The sequence below is a fragment of the Cytobacillus oceanisediminis genome (assembly GCF_003182355.1).
GTDB lineage: Bacteria > Bacillota > Bacilli > Bacillales > Cytobacillaceae > Cytobacillus > Cytobacillus oceanisediminis_A.
The window spans coordinates 559,747-578,177 of the sequence record NZ_QGTW01000001.1; the positions used below are offsets into that span (position 1 = coordinate 559,747).

Genomic DNA, 18,431 nt, shown 5'->3' on the forward strand with positions numbered 1-18,431 from the left:
AAAATTAAAGGTAGAGAACGGACAAGTCATAATATGGATACCCAGTGCTGTTTGGTTTTACTTTGTTTATTGCCTTACCTTTGTATAGGTAACCTTATCATGGGAAAAATACACAAAAAGGAGTGAGGGAAATTTGTTTGAACAGGTAGAAGAAAGAAGAGCTCAATTAATGCAAATAGAAATGGAATACTGGCTACAAGATGTTTTCAGTGCACATTGGTGGTTCCTGCTTCTTATTAACTTGTTTTTTTTGATTTTGTTAATTATTTTAATTGATAAGCAAAGAGTTTTTCTGATGACTATAACCTTTTTAATTTCCTTTACCTTAATAGGAATTGTAAATGAAATTGGCAATTACTTTGGATTTTGGAGTTATCCGCATCAATTTTTAGGATTCCTCCAAAGTTTTAATGCAGTTGATTTTTTAACAGTACCTGTAATTTTGACTTTGATTTATCAAACATTTAGTAAGTGGAAGTATTTTTTATTTGCCTCAATAATAATATTTGCAATGATTGGATTTATTGTCATACCAATACTCGTTTACTTTAACTTCTATAACTTAATTAACTGGAATAATTTTTACTCATTTCTTACATTACTTATTACTGGATGTCTTATTAAACTGATTATTGATTTTTTAAAATCTAGGGCATGATCTCTAACTCAATCTATTCCACTTCATCTAAATATAGCTGATTCTTGGAGAAAATCCAGATCGCCCTTCAGATCCGAAAGGAAATCATGGAAGAAGAACTAGCAGTAATCCCATTTTCCAGTGCATGGCGTACCACTTCTACCGAACCATGACCATAAGCGTTCGCTTTAACGACGGCCATAATTTTGCTCATAGTTGGAATATGCTGGCGAATCGCTTGTAAATTTTTTTTATCGCATCAAGATTTACTTCTATCCAAGCTTCTCGGCAAAGCTTGTCATCAGCGCTTCATTCTCCTCCTATAGAATAGTACAAACAGCATCTAGCCGTTCAATAAATTCCCTAACATCAATGGTTGGTGCTTTCCATTAATTTTTATTCAACGTTAACTGTAATAATTCGCAGTAAACCCTTGATATAGCGGGAAGGTGCTCTTAGATGCTCGAAGTTGACAAATTCTTTAGTTTAAGTACATTTTTTCACCAATCTCCACCAACATTAACATTTATATAATTATTTTCATTTAAATGACTCAATTAAAAAAGCACACTTACTCAAGAAGTGTGCCCTTAATAAAATAACTACACGACTGAATTAGCTGGTAATGCAGAATTAGCTAATTTGTTTTTAAACAAGACCTCGTTTATTTGGATTGAAAATTTACTGAAGCCAGTCAGTTTATGGCCTATGAGTGATTCTAACCGTTAGTCGAAATAAATTCTTAGTGCTCCCCCCATTTGTTCTTAAAAATAAGGTGTTCCAAGGTTTGTCTTTTTTCCCAGTTAACCGACTCTAAAATAGGTTGTTTGGGATATTCATCAGTATAACCAATCGAAATAATAGCAATAGGATCAATATGAAGGGGTATTTCTAAAATATCTCGAATATCAGACTTTTTATAGAAACTAACCCATCCCATCGCCAATCCTTCGGCACAAGCTGCTAGCCACATGTTCTGAATTGCACAAGCTGTTGACATGATATCGGTTTCCGGAATTGAATTGCGTCCTAGTACATGTGATCCCCCTCTTGAAGGGTCACATGTTACACATATTGTTAAAGGAGCTTCTTTTATCCCTTCAACTTTAAGGCTCAAAAATTTTGTTGCTCGATTATCATCTTCATAATGTATAGCAAGTGCTCTTCGTTCCTTATCTGCTGCCCAAGCCAATCGTTCTTTTAATTCATTAGACTCTATCAAAATAAAATTCCAAGGTTGCATAAACCCAACTGATGGTGCATTATGAGCAGCTTCTAAGATGCGACTTACTGCTTCTTTTGGTATTGCGTTAGGCAAAAAGTTTCGAATATCTCTTCTAGTAAATATGACTTTATATATTGCTTCTCTTTCTTCATTGGAAAACATTAGGAAAACACCACCGATTTAGTTTTTCTTCTATACCATAAAATTAAAACTTTTGTTTCTAATTGGATATTCCAGCTGAAGTAAAAGTCGCCATCTCTTTTAGCATCAGCGTAGCTGATTGTAATATAGGAAAAGCAACTGCTGCCCCACTTCCTTCTCCTAGCCTCATTCCTAAATCAAGAAGTGGATTTTTTCCTAACAGTTCAATAGCTATATGATGGCCAGGCTCAACTGAACGGTGTCCGATAAACATATAATCGGCAACTTGGCTTGATATCATTTTCGCCACCAATGCCGCTGTGGTAGATATAAAACCATCAACCAGTATGGGGGTTCGGTTACTCGCTGCTGCAAGCATTGCACCAGCCATTCCAGCAATCTCCAGCCCGCCCACTTTTGATAAAATATCAACGGGATCATCCACATTAGGTTTTCTTTCATGGATAGCTTTTTTAATAATCTGTTGTTTATGTATTATATTCTTTGATTTAATTCCAGTTCCCCTTCCTACGAGTTTTTCGACACTCTTCCCGCTAATAACAGCTAATATTGCACTGCTAGCTGTCGTATTTCCAATCCCCATTTCACCAAGTATAAGGCAGTTAATACCGTCATTAATCATTTTCTGTCCTTGTTCATATCCAATTTCAATCGCTTTGATTGCCTCATCAATCGACATAGCATTTTCTTTATAAAAATTTGCAGTTCCATACCGAACCTTTTTACAGATTAGCTGTTCGTGCTCAATGTCAGCAGAAACACCGATATCCACAACTTTTAACGAAGCGCCTATATACTTGCTGAATACATTGATAGCAGCCCCCTCATTTAAAAAATTTTCAACCATCTGTTTCGTCACTTCCTGAGGAAAAGCAGAAATCCCTTCAGCAGTCACACCATGATCAGCCGCGAACACAAGGACTCCAGGCCGTGTGACCTGCGGAAATGGATCACTAGTCATTTTTGCAAGTTCAATCACTAATTCTTCCAATCTACCTAGACTCCCTGGGGGCTTTGTTAATGAATCAACATAGTTTTTTACAATGGCTCCCATTTCATCATTAAGCATCGGTATAGATATAGTTGGCATTATTCTCTCCATAGCTTCACTGTCCTTTCTAATGTAAGCTTGCTTATTTTACAAAAAAACCTTAACTATTAGAAGTTAAGGTTTTAGATAAACACAGTTATAGAAATAAAGGAATCTCCCAAAATGTGTGTATACAAAATCCTTTCCTTCCCACCGAAGAATACGGAAATTCAATTTAAAAGCAGGTCTCCTGGCTTGCGCTTATCCTAGTTTTCCTTATAAATATTTCGTGGAATTCAGCGTTTACAGTAGCGGGGGCTGCATCGGATTTTCACCGATTTCCCTATTATCCCTTAACATTTTAATCAATGGCACTTTCAAATTCTATTCAATTCTTTAACTTTAATTAAAAACAATTAGCAAGTTAATTATAACAGTGCCTCTAATATTTTCAAAAAAAGTTTATTAGCTTTCTAAAAAAAGGTCTCCCCCTTTATTTCAAGAAGAAAGCGATCGTAAATGAAAAGCTGGCTAGCTTTCATTGAGAAAATATCTAATTAAGTAGCCTGTATGGGTGATCAACATTGTCCTTATTCTTCAAATACCTTTGTTAGGAAGGATTTAAATAGTTTCACTTCAGGAGTTTCAATATTGGTAACAACGTAAGTAAAAGATGTTGGTGAAAGGATTTTATCTTGTTTTACTTCAATCATTTTCTGATGTTTTAATTCTTCGCGAACCATAGATAAAGGCAAGTATGATACACCTAATCCCTTTTCAATAAACCGTTTGGAAATTTCAATTTGAGTAACTGGCATTGTACGAATGTTTGGATAATATCTTTTAATCTCGGTTAAAAGGTTGCTCCAATAAGTAGGATGGTTATTTGTTAAAACCCTATATTGTTTAAGTATTTCTACCTCAATAGGGAAATGTTCATTTTGATCTTTTTCCTTCCTATATGGTGCAACCAGGATAACCGGGTCTCGATGAATAACTTCATACGATAAGTCTTTTTGAATAGGCTCCATTCTGGAGATACCAATGTCTGCTTTGCCAATTCTTATCTGCTCTCCAATGTTGAATGAATTTACAATATTTATAATAACCTCGATATCAGGATACTCATCTATAAACCCCCGCAAAATATCTGGGAGTATAGATGATGCGATTTGCGGAGCTACAGCAATAGTGAGATTAAGATTATATCCTTGTTTCCAGCCTTCAAATTCTTCCATACCTTTATCATAATTATCTATAATCTCTGCAGCATACGAAAGAAACTTATAACCGGCAGGAGTTAGAGAAATGCTTTTACCAACTCGATCAAACAATTTAGTATTCAAATGGTTTTCAAGGCTTTTTATATGTTTGCTGACGGCTGGTTGTGTTAAAAAGAGGTCCTCAGATGCCCGGCGAAGGTTTTCGTACTTAGCTGCTAGGATAAAAGTCTTCAGCCACTTAATGTCCATAATATTTCAACCCTTTTTATTGATAACAGTTCGTTATCGATTTTCAATAATTTTGTTATTTTCCATTATATACTAGATATTTTACAATTAGATTAGTCTAGTAATAAATAAAAAGTCTCAGGGGGAATGAATCATGGACACCACTTTTAATAAGGTAAAAGAAAAGTTTAATCAAAGCGCACTGCAATATGATAATCAACGAAGAAAGTTAATTCCTTGTTTTGATGACTTTTATTCAATTCCAATATCAATTATCGAGACACACAAGGAAACACCAAGGGTTTTAGACATAGGGGCTGGAACAGGATTATTTTCTTCCTTCATAAAAGAAAAGTTCCCCAAAGCAAAAATTACACTAATTGATATTTCTGAAAATATGTTACAACAGGCTAAGATTCGATTTAAAGAATATGATGATATTGCCTTTCTACATGCTGATTATTCTGAGCATAGATTTGAAGATAAGTTTGATATTGTGGTGTCTTCACTGTCCATACATCACTTGACAGATGAAGCAAAAAAGAAGTTGCTTGATAATATTTACTCCATATTAAATCCTGACGGGGTTTTCATAAATGCTGACCAAGTACTTGGCCATACACCCTATATAGATTCCATCTATAAAAAAGATTGGCAAAATAAAGTAAATATGAGTGGCTTAACGGATAATGAAATTCAGGCAGCACATGAACGAATGAAACTTGATAAGATGACAACACTAGAAAATCACATTAATTGGTTAATAAATTGTGGTTTTAAAGATGTAGATTGTGTCTATAAATACTTTAATTTTGTTGTATTGTTCGCGAGGAAGGCTTAGCCCGCACATTAAAGCCCCCTAGACATCTTCAGTTCAGGGGGCAAAAAGAATGCTCTTCTTTTTCAAGAAATGCACCTTTAATGGAATAACTATATAAATTTAATAGAATCCTATTATAAATGGAAAGACCCCAATAGTACTCAGTAAATTCAATTGGCCAACGGGTAAACGAAAGAACCCAGTCCATGCTTACCTCCTACCCCGCTCCCCTAAATTAATCCCAATCCCCATGTATATAACTGCAATCAGCAGCATGAACGAAACCGGCAGCAAAATATCACTCCAGCCTGCACCAAATAGAGCAGCATCCATCATGGCTTCGAGTGCATAACCTAAAGGGAATAGGTCAGCAATAAAGGTGAACACCGGGTTATCCATTACACCCGGGGGCACATAGACTCCGCTGATAATTGGGATAATCGGTGTTACGGAAGGATAAACCATATTAAACTTTTCAGGTGCTTTGGTAAAGCCTGCAACAAGCATAGCCAAGCTTACACTGCTTAAGGTAAACACGGCGGCTATCGTCAATATGATAGGAAGCGGCCCTATTTCATAGTCCATGACATATTTGAATATCAGAAAAACAACAGCCATTTGAAAAAATCCAATGAAAAAACTATACAGTAAATGACCGGTATACATATTTGTTTTGCTTACTGGCGATAAATTCAGGCGGTTCCAAACTCCGCTAACCTTATCCGCATTAATGCCATTTACCTTAAATCCGATGGTGAACATGGCAATGAACAAGGTAAAGCCAAACAGCAGCTGGGTCCCCATATTATGATTTGTCAGTTCTCTACCTTTAATATTTTCCGTTTGAACGCTTAATGGCGGTTTTTTCATGTAGCGATCAACTTCTTCTCTTAAATCTGCCGTATTTGCTGAGCCTGCTATCGCCTGAAGCTTTGCTTCCTCGGTAAAAACTTTATGAACCTCTTGCTCTACCAGGTGGATGTTTGGCATGTCAGATGCTGTAATTAAGCGATAATCATGTTTCATGACAAGAATCGCGACATCCCTTTTTCCCTCTCTGACCTGTTCACGTGCAGTCTTTTCTTCTGAAATCACATATTCGGTGTCCGTATCTTTATTCAATAACTGAACCCACTTTTGTTCGATCTCCTCTGCATATGGCCCGGAGGCAAAAATGGCAACAGCAGTTTTTGAATCCCACGCTGAATTACCAAAAATAAGGGTAGCCAGGATACTGAGACCAATAAATAACAGTACTAGGAGCGGTTTTCGTTTATCCTTCAGGAATTGCGCGTAAAACACTGGATACATCAGCTTCGCCCCCTTTTTGGAAAGATTGACACACTGATGGCAAAACAAATGATACATACACCCATAAGAAAGAGAATCGGGAATAGTAAGTCATTGAAATGGCTATATTGTACCCATTCAATAAGGGCTATTTGTGTTAGGCCATTTGGTGTCCATTCGCCGATTTTTTGAATGGGCTCTGGAAGTCCCTCAAGCGGAAAGAAGCTGCCGCCGAGAACGCCAAACCCCATAATAATGAGTGTAGAAATTCCACTTGCTGCATTACTATCACTTAAATGGAGTGTAATAGCTGTAAATAAAGCGGAAAGTCCTCCAACTGTTAAGGCAAAGGCGATCAGGACGGCTCCTAATCCAGCCCAGAACGTGAATGATTTATCAGGAAATACATTTAACAGCAATTGAACAACCGTAAGGGTAATGGCGAATTGCATACATGCCAGAATAAAGGCTGATACCGTTTTCCCCAATAAAAAGACCAACGGATGCCTGTTTGTTAACAGGATCCGATTAAACACCTGCTCCCGCTTTTCTGTGCTCGTTTTTAGCGCCACCGTTTGAGACATAAATAAGGCAAACAGAGTACCGATTGCGATTGTAAAATATTGGGACATAGTATACGTATCAACCCCATTATCCCCTTCAACCACTTCCTTTCCTCCTTGGGGCAGTACTGGTTCTGCTGAGGCCAGCATCGCTTTTCTCCCAAGGGCAAAATGCATATTTAATGTATTTAAATAGTTATGAACGATCTCTTGAAGGGTACTGACTTCAGTAGATTGCTTTGCTGCTAAAATGGATACGAACCCTTGAGATGGTTCCCCTAATAGGACACTGGATAGAACGTTATTTGTAAACCCTTCAGGAATCTTAACAACCGCATCCAGCTGCCCGTTTTTCACTTGTTCCTCTGCTTCCTGTTCACTTAAATCCTTTACGGTCACCCAATCCTGCATATCAGGGCTATTCAGAAAATCAGCAACAAGCCGGACAGGATCAAGCTTTGCTGCTTCTGCAAGTACTGTATTCTTTTCTTCAGATGATAAGGCCTTCTTTTCCACAGCGTTTTCAAATTGTTCTTTCCCCTTATCCACATCATCTTCCTGCACCACTGCTATTTCTATATGAACAGCTTCTTCATCCTCATTGAAAAGACCTGAAAAGGCGAAGTTTAAGACAACAATAATGAGGATGGGAAGTAATAAAGCCAATAAGATTTCTTTGCGGTCTCTCCAGAAAACCAGCAGGTCTTTATAAATAAAAGTGCCCATTTTTTCACCTCTCCTTAATCGCGCAGCGTTTTCCCTGTAAGGTGTAAAAAGACATCCTCTAGGCTTGGAATTTCTACTCTATAATTAACGATTTGAATGCCTTCCTTTTCTGCAGCATGCACGAGTTCGCTTAAAAGATTGTGATTCTTTTTTGCAAGTATGCGAAGCCCATCATTTGTTTCATCCACTTGAAGAACAGCCGGGATGGATTTGATCTTGTCAATGAACGCTTCACTTCTCTTACTGAGCTGAACCTGGATGGTATCTTCACTGGATAAAATACTTAACAATTCTTGCTTGCTGCCAGTCGCGATAACTTTCCCATGATCCATGATGTAAACTCGATTGCATAGTTGCTCGACTTCTTCCATGTAATGACTGGTGTAAAGGACGGTCGTGCCAAACATTTTATTTAAATCCCGAACGGTCTCTAAGATATGGTTTCTGGATTGGGGATCAATGCCGACAGTTGGTTCATCCAGTATGAGAAACCTTGGATCATGCAGCAGAGCAGCTGCTATGTTTATTCTTCTTTTCATCCCGCCGGAAAAGGTTTTAATAAGCTCCTTTTGACGATCCTTTAAGCCAACCATGTTCAGCACTTCCTGAATCCGCTCTTCTAAAATGTTCTTTTTCACCCGATAGGCTTTACCGAAAAATTTAAGATTTTCATAGGCCGAAAGCTCCTCATATAACGCAATTTCCTGCGGGACAACCCCAAGCACTTTTCGGAGGTCAGAAGGGTCTTGGATCGTACTTTTCCCATCAAGCTTGACATCCCCGGATGTGGGCCGAATGAGGGAAGCAATCATGGAAATCGTTGTGGACTTACCGGCGCCATTCGGTCCAAGCAGCCCCACTGATTCCCCCGCATGTAAATAAAGGTTGATTTCATCTACCACTTTTTTATCTTTAAAACTTTTCGTAAGTTTTACTGTTTCCAGCATGATTTCGCACTCCTTTATTGATTTGTTACATTTAAGATATAAAAAAGGAAACAGCATCACTACTGTCTCCCGTCACGAGTTATGTATTTAACCATTACTTTGATCATTATATATGAATTATACAAGATTATGGCGGATGGCATAGATGGCGAGCTGTGTCCGGTCTCTCAAGTCTAATTTCGTTAAAATCTGGCTTGTATTATTTTTTACGGTGCCTGTGGAAATGGCAAGCCGTTCTGCGATTTCCCCATTGCTGAGCCCTTCCCCAATACACTTTAAGATGGCCCGTTCTCTGGGTGTTAGAGAAGGATCCGGTTCCTTGGTGTCCTGCTGTTTCATTAACTGGGGAACGACCTTTGCAGCCACCCCTTCTTCTATGGATAACCCGCCCTTTAGTGCACTTCGGATCGAACGGAGCAGTGAATCCGTGTCACCGTTTTTTAGAATGTAGCCGCTCACGCCTATCCGAAGCGCCTCCATGACATAATCATCGTCATCAAAGGTTGTCAGCATTAGGATTTTGGTATGGGGCCAGCGGGACTGGATGATCTTCGCCGCTTTCAATCCATCCATGATAGGCATTCGAATATCAAGAATGGCAATGTCAAATTGCATTTTTTCACAAAGGGAGATGGCTTCTTTGCCGTTATCTGTTTCACCTGTGACTTTGAACTCAGGTTCGGTTTCAATCATCATTTTTAAGCCCTGTCTTACCATTACCTGGTCTTCTGCGAGGAGTATTCGTATCATGGTTATCACCTCTACTTTACCTTTTTTGCTTTTTTCTTCAATAATTTTATTTGTGCTTTGAATGATGCCCGTTGATTTCCGCTGCAGGCACTCGCTTTCCGTGGGGCGTGCGCTGAGCCTCCTCGACGCTCTGCGTCTGCGGGGTCTCACCTGTCACGCTACTCCCACAGGAGTCTCGCACCTTCCGCTCCAATCAACTCAGCGGGGAAATTTGATTAGCCGCTTAAAACACCAAAAACAGCCTTACTTTATTTTAATATATCCGCTGACTATGAAATGCCCTTCCGTTTGGTACACTTTTAAACTGCCATTATGTTTTTCTAACCGCTGTCTCATCTGACTTAGTCCGAAGCCTTCCTGATAGCCATCCGTTCCAGAGGCTGGATTCCGAATCTCGAATCGAAAAATACTGCCGCCTGGTGCTTCGAAGGTAATCTCTGCTTCCTTCGTATCACTATGTTTCATTATATTTGTTAATGCTTCCTGGACAGAACGATAAATCACAAATGATTGTTCACCTGTCAAAGGCGCAGAAAAGGCACCGTATTTTACAGAAAAATGAATATGCATCATATTTTCCAATTCCAGTTTGCGAATTAATCGCAAGACACCAGGAAGTCCGCCCGTATCATTCGCCTTAAGTGATTTCACAGCTCTGCGTGTTTCGTTTAGGCTTTCATTAGCCAGTTCCTTTAATGATTGCACTCTTTTCTTATGGTCTTCATTGATTTGCAATCGAAACATTTCCAGCTGCATAATGAGTGCCGTCAGCTTATGTCCCACGGAATCATGGATTTCATGGGCAATCAGCACCCGTTCCTCCTGCCTGGCCAGTTCCTCCTCTGAGACAGCCCTTCGCTTTACATCGCGATATTCACCTAAAATCGCCTCGTAACGTGCTTCCACATCCATTAGCTGGACCTTTGTTTTCTTATAATGGATGAGAGCTATGAAAAGGAAAAGGATGTATATTGCTATAGAAATTTGAATGAAAAAACCTAGATTACTATTTAAAACGGTGATCCCTAACCCGAATGCACCAATTGTCCCATTAGCCAGACTATACCGAAGCGGCAGGCGATAAAAGCCCTCGGCGATTAGAAGGGAGATTATCAGAACAAGAAAGGGGTTAAACTCACCATTGTAGGGAAATAGGATGGCTGTCGCAATGCTGGTATTCGTACCTAATAGGACAAATAAAATTATGGGCTTTTTTTCAATTAACGGAACGATAAAAAAAAGCAGGAAGTACAATGCCACTCCTAATATACCAGCAGTTAATTGATTTATAGGAAGGTTGATGTAGCCGATCGTAAATGGCCAAACAACCACGTTTAAAAGGATCCATAGCCAATAGGATTTCATGAAATAACTCCATTTCATAAAGGGAATACAACTGTATATTTTATCATTTAATAACAAAATTAACCATATATAAATACATACATTATGATTAAAAGACACTCCTCAGAAGTGTCTTTTAATCATTTAATATTGATAACCAGTTTATCTGTTAATGGATGCTTCATCATAATTTCTTATTTCTTCCCGCCGATAATCAGCTTAAGTTCCGGCTTACCTCTATTTTTAATTCTCTTCAGCAACTCATCCGCGAACTTATCTGGATTCTTTCTGATTTCTTCTCTAGAAACTCTTTTCACTGTTATCTTTCCCCCTTTCGCTCAAAGTGATAATGAAGCCGATACTCACAGATTTCCTTAGTCTATTTATATAGGGTTTCTTCATCTTCTTCTATTTTAGCAAACTCTAATTCCATCCTAAAGGTGATCAATCGTTTATAATTGCCGCTCCATTAGGCTGCTGTTTCCTATTCATTCTTCGACTTCTATTAAAAAGATTTTCTCCTTAAATCCACCGCGTTTTTTAGCCTTTTGTTTTCGTAATTCCTCCACCTTCTCAATCGATGCCCCATGAGACTCAGCGAGTGCATAAATAATTTCGAGTAAATCAGCTAACTCTTCAAGCGCCTCTGCATGATTATTCGTGTTTATATACTCATTAAGCTCTTCGAAACTCTTTTTCTTGAGTTCTTTAATGAATTCTGACTGGTCAAGAATTCTTGTTGAATAGTTCTTGTCTGTTCCTGCAATGATTTCTGGGATACGGTCACGAACTAGTTTATTGTAAGTAGGTATTGTTATCCTCACCTTTAAGTCATTTCACAAAATAGATTTTTTACTGTACACTGCCCAACATGTCAATCAATTCTTTAAAAATGGAAGACGGATTTCTTTGTAATAGATCTAATGATTCAGTTTTTTGATAACTTTTCCCTATCAAAGATACTTTTCTATCTTCTTTATTAATCTTTATTAAAATATTTTTGATCCTATATTCTTCAACCATGGTAGCCATATCAAGATTAACCGAATCTAGTTCAATGGATATTCTGTCGGAAACCCTTCTAAGCATTCTCCATAACGTTTTTTCTTCTTTCGATTTCATAAACAGTTCTGGAAGCTCTGTAGACTCTTTCAAATTGTTCAATGTTGTATACATATATTCAGCAATACCATATCCAACAGGTTTAATAATTGGATTACAATTTATCCAATGCTCCACTTCAAATTGCATGTATTCATCGTTTCCTGATTTCACGGGCCTAATATCCTTAACCCTGCCATAGCAAATGACTCCATTATGCTCTAATACACCATTCTTCACATAAAGAGCTATATACCTTGTCTCTTGCCATCCAGCTTTTAGTTTATTTACAGGAATACGATAGCAGCCAGTCTGTTTATAGCTAATATATTCTTCCCGATCTCTAACAAGCCCTACAAGAACTTTCTCGTCCAGACCGGAGTTCCACTCTTCCAATGTTCCCCTTGGCAAAATTCCTTCCTGCTGGATTTCCTCAGGGCTTTTTTCAATAAGCCTCTCCACAAATCTTTCGACTAGATCAGTTGCATTAGGGAGAAATGGCAGCCCACCAATATTTACTTTATCGATGCTCTTATAGAAGTGATGGTTCTGGTAAAGCTCTTCATTAAACCAAGGAAACAATACATAGGCTCCAAAAGCGGTTCTTTCATATGGCCCATCATTGTAGGCAACTATTGAATCTCGATAACGGTGCATGGTATTTATATCATCTTCAAGCGGTCCGGGTTGCTTATATCGGTTTTGATAATAACTTCCTTCTTGGGCGTAATCGATTCGATACTTGGCATCAAATACATAATTATAGGTAAAGTCTTTCCCCTTTTTAGCAATGCTGAGCATGGTATCTGGCTTTTGAGGAATGGTTGGCAAACCGCTTTCATACTTTTGGTAAGTCAGAATAATTTCTTCTTTGGTATATGGGTGTTTATATTTTCTTGTCGCAGATCGATTGGTTTGAAGATTTACAAACAAGCCTTCACGGTTTACCTGGATAATGTCCTGGCTAACGAGCTGATACTTTCTATCAAGGATTTGTCCGAACTTTAAGAATGTCCAATATTCATATAGAGTTGCTACATCTTTTACAGACATCTGATATAGCTTTCCTTGAAGCATTAACCCCTTAGATACTGTCAGATAGATTTGAAATGCATCTCGATAGCCAGGTGCCATTTGCAGAACTAAACTAAGAATAGACCGATCTAGCTTTTTTATTCCCTTCCAAAATGGATTTTTCTGCTTACCCTCCAATTGCTTAATCATTTCGATAATCTTGTCTAAAAGATCAGCATTAGGTTCTGTTTCCCATCTCGATCTTCTATTAGTCAATGTTTCTAGCAAATCAAAAAGCTTATTTGTGACCCGCTGCATCATCCATTTCACATATCGATTTTCTAATGTATCAAATGTAAGTTCCTTTTTGACCCGGAGGCCTTCAGTTGGCATCAATGTTTTGTTATTTTTATGGATGCCATTTGTAACCTCTGTGAATAGATGAGGTCTTTTTTTTAAATAGCTCCTGCTTCTAGTGTCTAACTTATTTAATTGGTCTCCCCTAACTTTTTCATACGTTTTTTGGAGAAGATGATGAGGCTGCCGTTCAATGCGATTAACAGCCTGAATGAACTGATCAAAATGCTTACTGATTAAACGGTAAAATTCACTTCTTGATGGCTTGCCGTCAAGTTTCACTTGAGCTCCTAAATAGGTTTTCCGGATAAAATGAAAGGCAAGATTATAAATTTCATCGTTTACTTCTTCTAAAAGCTTTTTATAATCCTTTTTGTAATCAAGCTTTGCTGGGAAAATCTCTAACGTTACCTCTAACAACTTCTTACTGCCGTCTCTAATTTCAAAGGTTGTTAATCCCACTTCATTCTGGAACTGTAAATTCCCCACTAACACATAAGTATTGGTGATTTCCACTCTGGAAACGGATTGCCTTAAACCAGGATGCTCATGATAAAAGGATAAGTCTCTGCTTATTTTAGGTATGACAATAACCTGATAAACTCCATTTTCGAAAAAGATAGGCCTTAATTGAGTAGATTCCTGGAGCAGCTGCGTCTCAATATCATAGATTAATACCCGATTTACCATATCCCCATGAACAGAAAACTGCATGACATCATGCCTATCCATTGCACGATACTGTTTTAACCCTTCATACCTCTCATGATAAGGCTTTCCTTTTATTACAAGAGAGAAATCTTCTGTTTCGATCTTAACCAATTCTACATCATCACGAGATCCAGAAGGATGTAAAGCCATCTGCTTGTAACCTCCTAAGCATCTCCATCACTTTTCGAGCGCTCTTAGGATAAATAACACTTTGCTCATCGAACTGAAAATCCTCATCCTCCTGATACTCAGTATTAGTAAATATTAGATATAACTCCCTTAGCAGCTGATCAATTCTTGAGTCACTTCCAGACAGACGCGGCAGGATCTTCTGAAGGATACAATGATCAAATGCTTCCTCAAAAGTCATTAGATCACCTTCTTTGTTATAGGCAAGATAGAAGGAGATTTCATCCCTAACCCGGTAACCAATATGTGCATTAATAAGTTGAAGTGACTTATTAATCCTTACCAGCTCACTTGTAGCCTTTTCGATAATCTCTGTATCTACTTTGTACAGATCCTTCAAATGTAAATACTTTGAGGCAAGCTGACTTTGTCCTAATTCTAATGGAGCTATGTCCTCAAGATCCTGGAGAAAAGTTAAATGATCCAACTCAACCCGATTAAACTCAATCGTATTAGCCCGGTCTAACACCTTTTTACTAAAGGGGTGTGTTGTTTCATCCATATTGACGGTTCCAATAACATAAAGATTATTAGGGAGTGTGACCTCTTCCTTTGCGACCCTCCGGTGACAAAGTAGAAGAAACAACCTTCCCATCCTCCCACCTTCTACTCTCCATCACACTGAGAATATCACTGAAGTAATATTCAACTCGTGCCAAATTCATCTCATCTAAAAGAATAAAGTAAGGTAAATGTGGTTGCTCGTTTGCTACTCTAATAGCTTTAGATAAAGGGCCTTCTTTAAAATCTCCTTTGATATCTACATATCCTAATAAATCAGATCCGTCATCTTCCTTATGAAGACCATCCCTATTACTTTCTTCAAGAAACTTTTTATAATGATTCAATGCAGCACTATACATCCTGTTCCCTTTTTGATTTTTCTCCTGAAACAAAGGATTGGATAGTATATTATCTATTATCTCTATGTTGTAAATATTGTAGAGATTTATGATATTCAATCCAAATCTTTCAATCTCGGAACTAATAGTATCAATAGCACTTATGTATCTTTTTGAGGAATAAGAACTAATATTTTTATTTTCCTCTAACCACTTTATAAAGTTATTTTTATTCATTTTTATCACCTTAAAAAAATAGTAAATCAGGAAAGCTATTTTGACTTTCACCTATTTTTCTGGAAGAGGAAAAACAATCTTTTTTTAGCAATGGTGTTATATGTGTTTGTAAAGGAAGATGAAATTTTTTAGGAAAGGTGGAAGAGATAGCTGTTTCCGATCAGGTCTGTTTCTAAATTGGAAACATAGGTCAATCAGTTGCTATAGACAAGGGAGCCTGCGTTATACCAAATTCAGAAAGTTTTTTGTGGGTTCTTATTTCAATTATTGGACAAGAAATTGGACAAAAAACTCAGATCCTGCACCTGAGTTTGGATTTACCTGTTAGATTTTGAATTCTACTAAATAATTTCAGTTTTCTTTTGCTCTTGTAATGAAAGTTACTAAATCCTCTACAACTTTCTCTATATCGTTCTTAATTTCATGCTCCCAAACTCTTTTTATATGCCAACCCTGGTCCTTATAGTATTCAGTAACTTCCTTGTCACGTTCTACATTGCGATCAAGTTTCTTTTTCCAGAAAGAAGTATTAGTTTTCGGTGAATTTCCGTGAACAGGACATTGATGCCAAAAACAAGAGTCTATAAATATTACAATTTTGTATTTCTTTATTGAAATATCAGGCTTACCAAACAAATACTTTGAATTTCGTCTAAAACGTATTCCTTCTTTCCATAGTTGACTGGATACAATGTCTTCTAATTTGGAAATAGATTTAATTGCCTTCATATTGTTTCTTCGTTGTTCTTTCGTCATGACATCGACCAATTTAATAACTCCTTTTTGTCTTATCTTCCCTTAATAAAAGGAAAAATAAACTCATAAATAAGTTATTTTGATATTGTACTGTTTTTGCTCTCTTATCAGCTGTAATGGAAATATATACCTTTCCAATTTCTTAAACCTTCATCATCGTGACCCCTAATTGCATTAATTAGGTTGCAAAATTCCAGAAATATCTTCTTCACTAATATTACGTACGTCTCTAATCTGCCAATCATTAATAAACCTTGCATATGCTAAAGGTTCACCGTGGCGTTTAATATTTTTAGAGAAATCCACTATCTTACAATATTCAGTACCCCCAAACTACTCTCCTCTTAATCCCCTTCCTACCATTTGCTCATATAAAATACTACTGGACGTCGGTCTGCAAATGAGGATATGGTCAGTTTTAGGTGCATCGAAACCTGTTGTTAATACTCCATAATTGAATAAAAACTCAATATCCCCTTTTTTAAAAGCTGCTATATGTATTCTTCTTATAGGTTTTGGTGTATCTGCAGATATTACTGCTGATTTTCTACCAATAGAATTCATCATCATGGCTAAAAATTTTGCATGTTCTACAGTGCATGAATAAACAAGAGAAGATCCTCCGGAGGGAATTGATCTCATATATTCTATAATCTGAAAGTTTCTTTTTTCATTGTTGGCCAGTTCATATAGAAATTCATTGCTCAAATCATCATGATCAATATAATCTGCTACCTCTATCCCCTCACCATTTTCATGGAGTAAAAATATTGGCTCAGCCAAGTATCCTTCTTCCCTGAAATAAAGGAGCGGATTCTGCTGATATCTTCTCATATCAGGTAATTCCGGATGAATTAAGAAGGCTTCGAATTGGTTTACCAATGTCATTGTCTCTTCATTGTTTCTACCAGGGGTTGCTGTTAGTCCACATATAGGAAAAAGATCTTCTCCTTCCAGTTCTTTACACTTATTAAATAATAATTCATAACTCTTAGTTGTCGCATAAGAAACACAGGGACGGTTCAGGCGTTACATGGTGAATCGCAAAACCGTCCTTGTGTTTCTTATCGGCCTCCGGCAGCCGCCGTCTATCATGGATAGATAGGGGTATTTTTTTCTGCGACCCTCTTTGTGGAGCTTCATGGGGACCTGTAGCATTTGCAAGTGTGTTCTCTAAAAAAGTGACAAAAGCCGTAGCTCTTTGGAGTATTATCGCTGGTTTCTGGGCGTAGTACTTGGCGAAACACTGAAAAAATTCGGAGTCGTGCTTCCGGTTTATTCGAATGCTGTTCTCCTTCTCCAGTAAAATAAACTTATCTATTAGTTTTGTTATCTCTTTCTCTAATCTGCTACTGTTGTTCATAAGAATGAAGCAACTTACTTATTTCCGCATCTAGCAATCTTAATATTCTCTCTTTATTTTCAGTCAGAAATAAAAACCTGATTGGCCACTATCTTAAAAACCTCTTAGACTTCGTTTATAGAATTATTCTTTCTGACTAATTACTATACAACCTGTGCAATTTTTTAGTGAGGTTCATTAGTTATAAAACCTCATCAAACCATTTTTAGTGGTTAATATATGATCAATTATGGATAAATAAAAAGGCGTCTAGCCTTAGTTAAAGCTGACGCCGAATTACATTAATATTTCTCCAATAATATCTTTTCCTTCTGAACTATCATCTTCTCAGCTAGTTCCCGCTGAATCTCACTCATACTAAATGGAATAATGACATTCTCCGCTAGCTCACGCTTACTTTCCAGTAATTCATGCATAATTTCTTCAACTGTTCCGTTCGGAAAGTTCTGCTCATCTGTTGTAATAATTAGATAGACATGTACATCTTTTTTCTGTCCGATTCGGTAGGCTCTATCAGTCGCTTGGTTTTCTACTGCAGGATTCCACCATCTTGTATAATGAACTACATGATTGGCGCTAGTAATAGTCAGACCCACCCCGGCAGCTTTTTGTGATAAAAGTAAAATGCCGAACCCTGGACTCTCATTAAACATTTTTACGACGCCCTGGCGGTTCTTTGTATCTCCGTCAATCACCGGTACAGAGATGCCGTATTTCTGCATAAACAATCTTTTTAAAATCGAGTGCAGCTTTCTAAACTCAGTGAAAATCAATATTTTTTCGTTCCGGTTCCTTACAATTTCGATAATCTCCAGAAGCTTTTCTAATTTAGGCACTTCTCTAGCATCAAGACTCTCATATTGTTGGATGATGACTCCGGGATGTCCATATAACTGCCGAAGACTCATTAACATAT

At 37.5% G+C, this 18,431-nt stretch carries 19 protein-coding genes, 1 pseudogene and 1 riboswitch; of the genes and pseudogenes, 2 read left to right on the forward strand and 18 right to left on the reverse strand.

The window, feature by feature from the left end:
* The first annotated feature begins 133 nt into the window (after positions 1–133).
* Entirely contained in the window at positions 134–658 is a 525-nt protein-coding gene (locus DFO73_RS02695) for a CBO0543 family protein (protein WP_110063234.1), read from the forward strand.
* 109 nt (positions 659–767) lie between these two features.
* Here the strand turns inward: DFO73_RS02695 and DFO73_RS02700 are convergent.
* The 4 genes and pseudogenes from DFO73_RS02700 to DFO73_RS02715 all read right to left on the reverse strand — a co-directional run.
* Positions 768–913, reverse strand: a pseudogene (locus DFO73_RS02700) (alanine racemase); the annotation flags it as partial.
* A 466-nt stretch (positions 914–1,379) separates the two neighbouring features.
* A complete protein-coding gene (gene bluB, locus DFO73_RS02705) occupies positions 1,380–2,024 on the reverse strand; it encodes a 5,6-dimethylbenzimidazole synthase (RefSeq protein ID WP_110063235.1) in 645 nt (214 codons plus the stop codon).
* 58 nt (positions 2,025–2,082) lie between these two features.
* Positions 2,083–3,114, reverse strand: coding sequence for a nicotinate-nucleotide--dimethylbenzimidazole phosphoribosyltransferase (cobT, locus tag DFO73_RS02710; protein WP_258309165.1), 1,032 nt, complete (start codon positions 3,112–3,114; stop codon positions 2,083–2,085).
* Positions 3,115–3,277: 163 nt separating this feature from the next.
* A riboswitch (cobalamin riboswitch) is annotated at positions 3,278–3,448 on the reverse strand.
* 196 nt (positions 3,449–3,644) lie between these two features.
* A complete protein-coding gene (locus DFO73_RS02715; protein ID WP_110063237.1) occupies positions 3,645–4,526 on the reverse strand; it encodes a LysR family transcriptional regulator in 882 nt (293 codons plus the stop codon).
* A gap of 133 nt (positions 4,527–4,659) precedes the next feature.
* On the opposite strand from DFO73_RS02715, the gene DFO73_RS02720 reads away from it, so the two are divergent.
* The gene (locus DFO73_RS02720; RefSeq protein WP_110063238.1) at positions 4,660–5,346 is read left to right on the forward strand and encodes a class I SAM-dependent methyltransferase; all 687 of its coding nucleotides are present in this window, start codon (positions 4,660–4,662) and stop codon (positions 5,344–5,346) included.
* A gap of 28 nt (positions 5,347–5,374) precedes the next feature.
* Here the strand turns inward: DFO73_RS02720 and DFO73_RS28425 are convergent, their stop codons facing one another.
* The 14 genes from DFO73_RS28425 to DFO73_RS29115 form a co-directional block, all read right to left on the reverse strand.
* The gene (locus DFO73_RS28425) at positions 5,375–5,533 is read right to left on the reverse strand and encodes a hypothetical protein (RefSeq protein ID WP_181395896.1); all 159 of its coding nucleotides are present in this window, start codon (positions 5,531–5,533) and stop codon (positions 5,375–5,377) included.
* A 2-nt stretch (positions 5,534–5,535) separates the two neighbouring features.
* Entirely contained in the window at positions 5,536–6,636 is a 1,101-nt protein-coding gene (locus DFO73_RS02725) for an ABC transporter permease (protein ID WP_110063239.1), read from the reverse strand.
* Positions 6,636–7,904 (reverse strand): ABC transporter permease, encoded by a 1,269-nt coding sequence (locus DFO73_RS02730; RefSeq protein ID WP_110063240.1) that lies wholly within the window; start codon positions 7,902–7,904, stop codon positions 6,636–6,638. Before DFO73_RS02730 ends, DFO73_RS02725 begins: the two co-directional genes overlap by 1 nt.
* Before the next feature lie 14 nt (positions 7,905–7,918).
* The gene (locus DFO73_RS02735; protein ID WP_110063241.1) at positions 7,919–8,851 is read right to left on the reverse strand and encodes an ABC transporter ATP-binding protein; all 933 of its coding nucleotides are present in this window, start codon (positions 8,849–8,851) and stop codon (positions 7,919–7,921) included.
* Positions 8,852–8,968: 117 nt separating this feature from the next.
* Complete coding sequence (locus DFO73_RS02740; protein ID WP_110063242.1) at positions 8,969–9,601, reverse strand: response regulator; 633 nt, start codon at positions 9,599–9,601, stop codon at positions 8,969–8,971.
* 243 nt (positions 9,602–9,844) lie between these two features.
* Positions 9,845–10,966: a sensor histidine kinase gene (locus DFO73_RS02750; protein WP_110063243.1), complete on the reverse strand. Its 1,122-nt coding sequence runs from the start codon at positions 10,964–10,966 to the stop codon at positions 9,845–9,847.
* Positions 10,967–11,139: 173 nt separating this feature from the next.
* A complete protein-coding gene (locus DFO73_RS29105) occupies positions 11,140–11,262 on the reverse strand; it encodes a hypothetical protein (protein WP_258309168.1) in 123 nt (40 codons plus the stop codon).
* Positions 11,263–11,433: 171 nt separating this feature from the next.
* Entirely contained in the window at positions 11,434–11,757 is a 324-nt protein-coding gene (locus DFO73_RS02755) for a nucleoside triphosphate pyrophosphohydrolase (protein ID WP_110063540.1), read from the reverse strand.
* 40 nt (positions 11,758–11,797) lie between these two features.
* Positions 11,798–14,278, reverse strand: a complete 2,481-nt coding sequence (locus tag DFO73_RS02760) for a restriction endonuclease-like protein (RefSeq protein ID WP_110063244.1) — start codon at positions 14,276–14,278, stop codon at positions 11,798–11,800.
* Positions 14,250–14,903: a hypothetical protein gene (locus tag DFO73_RS02765; RefSeq protein ID WP_181395897.1), complete on the reverse strand. Its 654-nt coding sequence runs from the start codon at positions 14,901–14,903 to the stop codon at positions 14,250–14,252. The genes DFO73_RS02760 and DFO73_RS02765 overlap by 29 nt, the downstream gene beginning before the upstream one ends.
* Positions 14,848–15,396: a hypothetical protein gene (locus DFO73_RS02770; RefSeq protein WP_110063246.1), complete on the reverse strand. Its 549-nt coding sequence runs from the start codon at positions 15,394–15,396 to the stop codon at positions 14,848–14,850. The genes DFO73_RS02765 and DFO73_RS02770 overlap by 56 nt, the downstream gene beginning before the upstream one ends.
* Before the next feature lie 351 nt (positions 15,397–15,747).
* On the reverse strand, positions 15,748–16,164 hold the full coding sequence (locus DFO73_RS02775; RefSeq protein ID WP_110063247.1) for a very short patch repair endonuclease: 417 nt from the start codon (positions 16,162–16,164) through the stop codon (positions 15,748–15,750).
* A gap of 321 nt (positions 16,165–16,485) precedes the next feature.
* Positions 16,486–17,034: a DEAD/DEAH box helicase gene (locus tag DFO73_RS29110; RefSeq protein ID WP_258309169.1), complete on the reverse strand. Its 549-nt coding sequence runs from the start codon at positions 17,032–17,034 to the stop codon at positions 16,486–16,488.
* Between the two features lie 762 nt (positions 17,035–17,796).
* The gene (locus DFO73_RS29115) at positions 17,797–18,429 is read right to left on the reverse strand and encodes a DEAD/DEAH box helicase (RefSeq protein WP_258309170.1); all 633 of its coding nucleotides are present in this window, start codon (positions 18,427–18,429) and stop codon (positions 17,797–17,799) included.
* Between the last annotated feature and the right edge of the window lie 2 nt (positions 18,430–18,431).